Raw genomic sequence first — 3,129 nt, 5'->3', positions numbered from 1 at the left:
GTATGCGCTAAATTAATTCCGCCAACGGGTTTCTTCCTAATAAAATACATCTATTGTTGGATTTAGATACATTGAAACGTAACAAAACCCTCCGTAAACCAACATTGAATGCTGTAAAAATAGGTACAAAGGTAGATGTCTCTGTACTCAAATTGTTGACACATATAGCTTTAGGACTAACCTATCTTATAATGGTGGTCTTTGTTGGTTATATGAAAGGCATTTATGGCTTAATGCTTTTAATGACATTTATATGGGGATTTATGGGAATCGGTGTCTTATTCCTAAAAAAGGGTCTGATTAGCGATAGATTGTTGTGGTGTTTTGATTTTTATTTCAAGATGCCCTTAATGTTGGTATTACCTTATGTTGTCTCGTTATTTGTATCTTGTGGTATTCCTTTTGCTGTATTGATTGGGCTAACATGTTTTACTCAATTACCTATATCGTATGCAAATATGATTTTTTGCTCTTTGATTATAGGGTCTTTCACTATCGTTTATGCAAATAAAATTTTTACAAGGTTTATTCTTATTTGTATCTATGGTTTAGGAGAGCCAGAAAACGAAATATACCCAGCAACTTATAGGGATAGAAGAATAATGTACTTACGAAAAATACTGATAGACAAAAGTTTGGTAAATATGATGGTCTTATTGATTTATGTTGTGTTTTTAATTTCAGATACCATGCTGTTTTTTCAATGGCGTACTCATATCTTTACTATGGATATAAATGATGCTGTTAAAAATTCGTTTATTGTATATATAGCATTCAAGGGCTTTGTTGCAGCAAAGAGTAATGTACATTATTCTTTAAGAGACATAGCCCGTGTAATTGAGGATTTGTAATCTATGCATTTAGCCCCAAGATCCTAATTTGTTTATAGCAAAATTTCATTTAAATGGATTTGAAAATTACTTACAAGATAAATAGAGGTACTTATGTAATGCAAGGTAGAAGTTAGGTATTAGTACACTTTTGCACTTATCTGCCGAATATGGTATTACAATCTATTACTACAGAACAGAGCGGTACAAAATGTGTTAGAAAATCTTATCATTGATTACTGCTAAAAAGAAAGGTGCTCGTTTTGAGCACCTTAACTATCATTTGTTGTCGATATTAATCGTTGTTTATCACGACTTATTTTCCCGCGCAAATAATGAATGTCATTGATTCTCAATCGGTTAAGTGCTGACGTGCTATTTGTGAGCCGCTTTCCTTCTGAATGAAAAGGATGTTGATTATCAGCTACTTACGATTTCCGTATTTTCACTTGGTTTCACTTGATTTCATTCATTTTGTATATCATATATCTTCACAAACACCCATTTTTAGGGATTGAAGATTTAACATATTTAACCTTTGTAAACACTCAAAATCTGCATTTTCGTGCTAAAACGTGGTTTTTTATCATTTTTGAGAGGTCGGCTTTTATCTGAATAAATCTGCCATCGTCAGCTGGCATTGGATGTCATCAGAATAGCCGCCCGGCGCAAGTCTATAGGAGGTGATCATCGCGATGAGTACCGTTTTCTTGGTGCCTGTTTCCCTGATGAAGGTCTCCCTTCGGTTGCGGATGCGGTTGTCCTCTTCTTCTGTAATAACGTAAGGGGCGCTGGTATATTTCATCTCACAGAGATTAATTGTATCGTCATTTCTGTCGATGAGCATATCTATCTGTGCTCCCTTCGTCAGCGTCTTGCCAGTAACTGGGTCTTTCGGTCCCTTATATGACCAGGAATGAACGCTGCTCACAACGGCTGAGAAGCCGAGGGCTGCCTTGATCTGGTTGACGTGCTGCATGCAGACACGCTCGAATGCTCTTCCTGCCCAACCGTAATGGATGGATGAACCTGCGGATGAAGACCAGAAATGCTCATCGCCATTGGTGTTCTCCGATATGAAATCGAAGTAGAATAGGGTGTAGTTGTCTATGAGCTGGAAGGTCGCATCCTTTGTCTTCTTGCCTATGGCGGTGAACTTGCGGATGAAACCGCATTGCTCCAGCTCCTGCAGCGCTTTCGAGAAATCTGCATTATCCGTGTATCTTCTGCAAATATACAAAAATATGCCGATAAGTCGTGGAAATGTATCAATATTTAATAGATTTCCACGACTTATCGGTATGTTTTGCGATTTTTATCCTAATATATGGATGAGTTTCCCCTCTCCATTTCGTATAATTATTCGTGCATTTCAGCAACAATGAAATCAATTCTCAGCCGACTTACCCAGACAGTGAGCGGCACAGACAAGGAATTCTTCAATGAGCAGGAGTTGAACCAGTTTGCTTCATTCTATCTTGACAAGTGGGATGAATTTTCCGTGCCATCCTCGCCTTCCTGGGCGCATGGTGGCATGGAGACGGACGCAACGATTTCAGACGAGACCGATAGTCTATTGTTTTTCTGATGAAACTCCTTCCTTGTCTTAGCCATTGCTTCCGTAGCCCTATCGTGGGTTTCTATCAGCAATGGGCTTTTGTGGTATTGCACAATCTTGACCCCGACTGAGTTGTGCCTTTTCTTTTCCTCGATGCATTGAATAATCAAGTCTGGATTGGCTCTCGCCTTCCTCCCTCGCGACTCGGCAGAGATTGCAAGCGAGCTTGCATCTTTGCTCTCGCTGCTCGTTCGGTTGGCTGATTTAGCCGTTGGAGTCTTGTCAAAGTTCTGAATATAGGCAGCGTTGGTCAGGAAGAGAATGTCGGAACCTTCCGGTATTTCCTGCATTACCTTCAACATGAGGGTTAGCATCATTCGGAACTCTGTGGTGTGCAAGTCGCTGATTACATCACGGCTGATGATGTTGCCGTTATGCTCAATCACAACGGCTGCACCACCAGCTCGCTCTTTATGGCCATAATCACATGAGCCACCTATCCAAACGTAATATGTAGAAGTATCTTGTGTCATAATTATTTTATCTTCAATGTCCGCAGATATTCCTTCTACTCGGGCGTGATTCTGTAGCTCTCGATGGCCTTCTGTATGGTCTTGTTGTGCGTCCAGGGAGCAAGGCTGCATTGCTCAATGTAGGGAATCGCCTGGTCCCATTGCTTGGCAAGGGCGGTGGCGAAGAACCAGGCTACCATCATTTTTACGTAATACTCTTCGCTCCTTA

At 40.3% G+C, this 3,129-nt stretch carries 3 protein-coding genes; 1 reads left to right on the top strand and 2 read right to left on the bottom strand.

The annotated features are described in order from the left end of the window. Window positions 1-56 precede the first annotated feature (56 nt). Window positions 57-851, top strand: a complete 795-nt coding sequence (locus tag HMPREF0673_RS05855; protein WP_157591644.1) for a hypothetical protein — start codon at window positions 57-59, stop codon at window positions 849-851. Window positions 852-1,437: 586 nt separating this feature from the next. Here HMPREF0673_RS05855 and HMPREF0673_RS05850 read toward each other — a convergent pair. Together HMPREF0673_RS05850 and HMPREF0673_RS05845 are read right to left on the bottom strand one after the other, a co-directional pair. Then, window positions 1,438-2,070 (bottom strand): hypothetical protein, encoded by a 633-nt coding sequence (locus tag HMPREF0673_RS05850; protein WP_007899376.1) that lies wholly within the window; start codon window positions 2,068-2,070, stop codon window positions 1,438-1,440. Between the two features lie 233 nt (window positions 2,071-2,303). Continuing rightward, window positions 2,304-2,921 carry a hypothetical protein gene (locus tag HMPREF0673_RS05845; RefSeq protein ID WP_007899374.1) on the bottom strand — a complete coding sequence of 206 codons (618 nt, stop codon included), beginning with the start codon at window positions 2,919-2,921 and terminating at the stop codon, window positions 2,304-2,306. Window positions 2,922-3,129: the final 208 nt, after the last annotated feature.

Origin of the sequence: Leyella stercorea DSM 18206 (genome assembly GCF_000235885.1) — a bacterium.
GTDB classification, from domain to species: domain Bacteria; phylum Bacteroidota; class Bacteroidia; order Bacteroidales; family Bacteroidaceae; genus Prevotella; species Prevotella stercorea.
The sequence above is the reverse complement of the archived record's forward strand: the minus strand, read 5'-3'. Positions and strand labels throughout refer to the sequence as shown.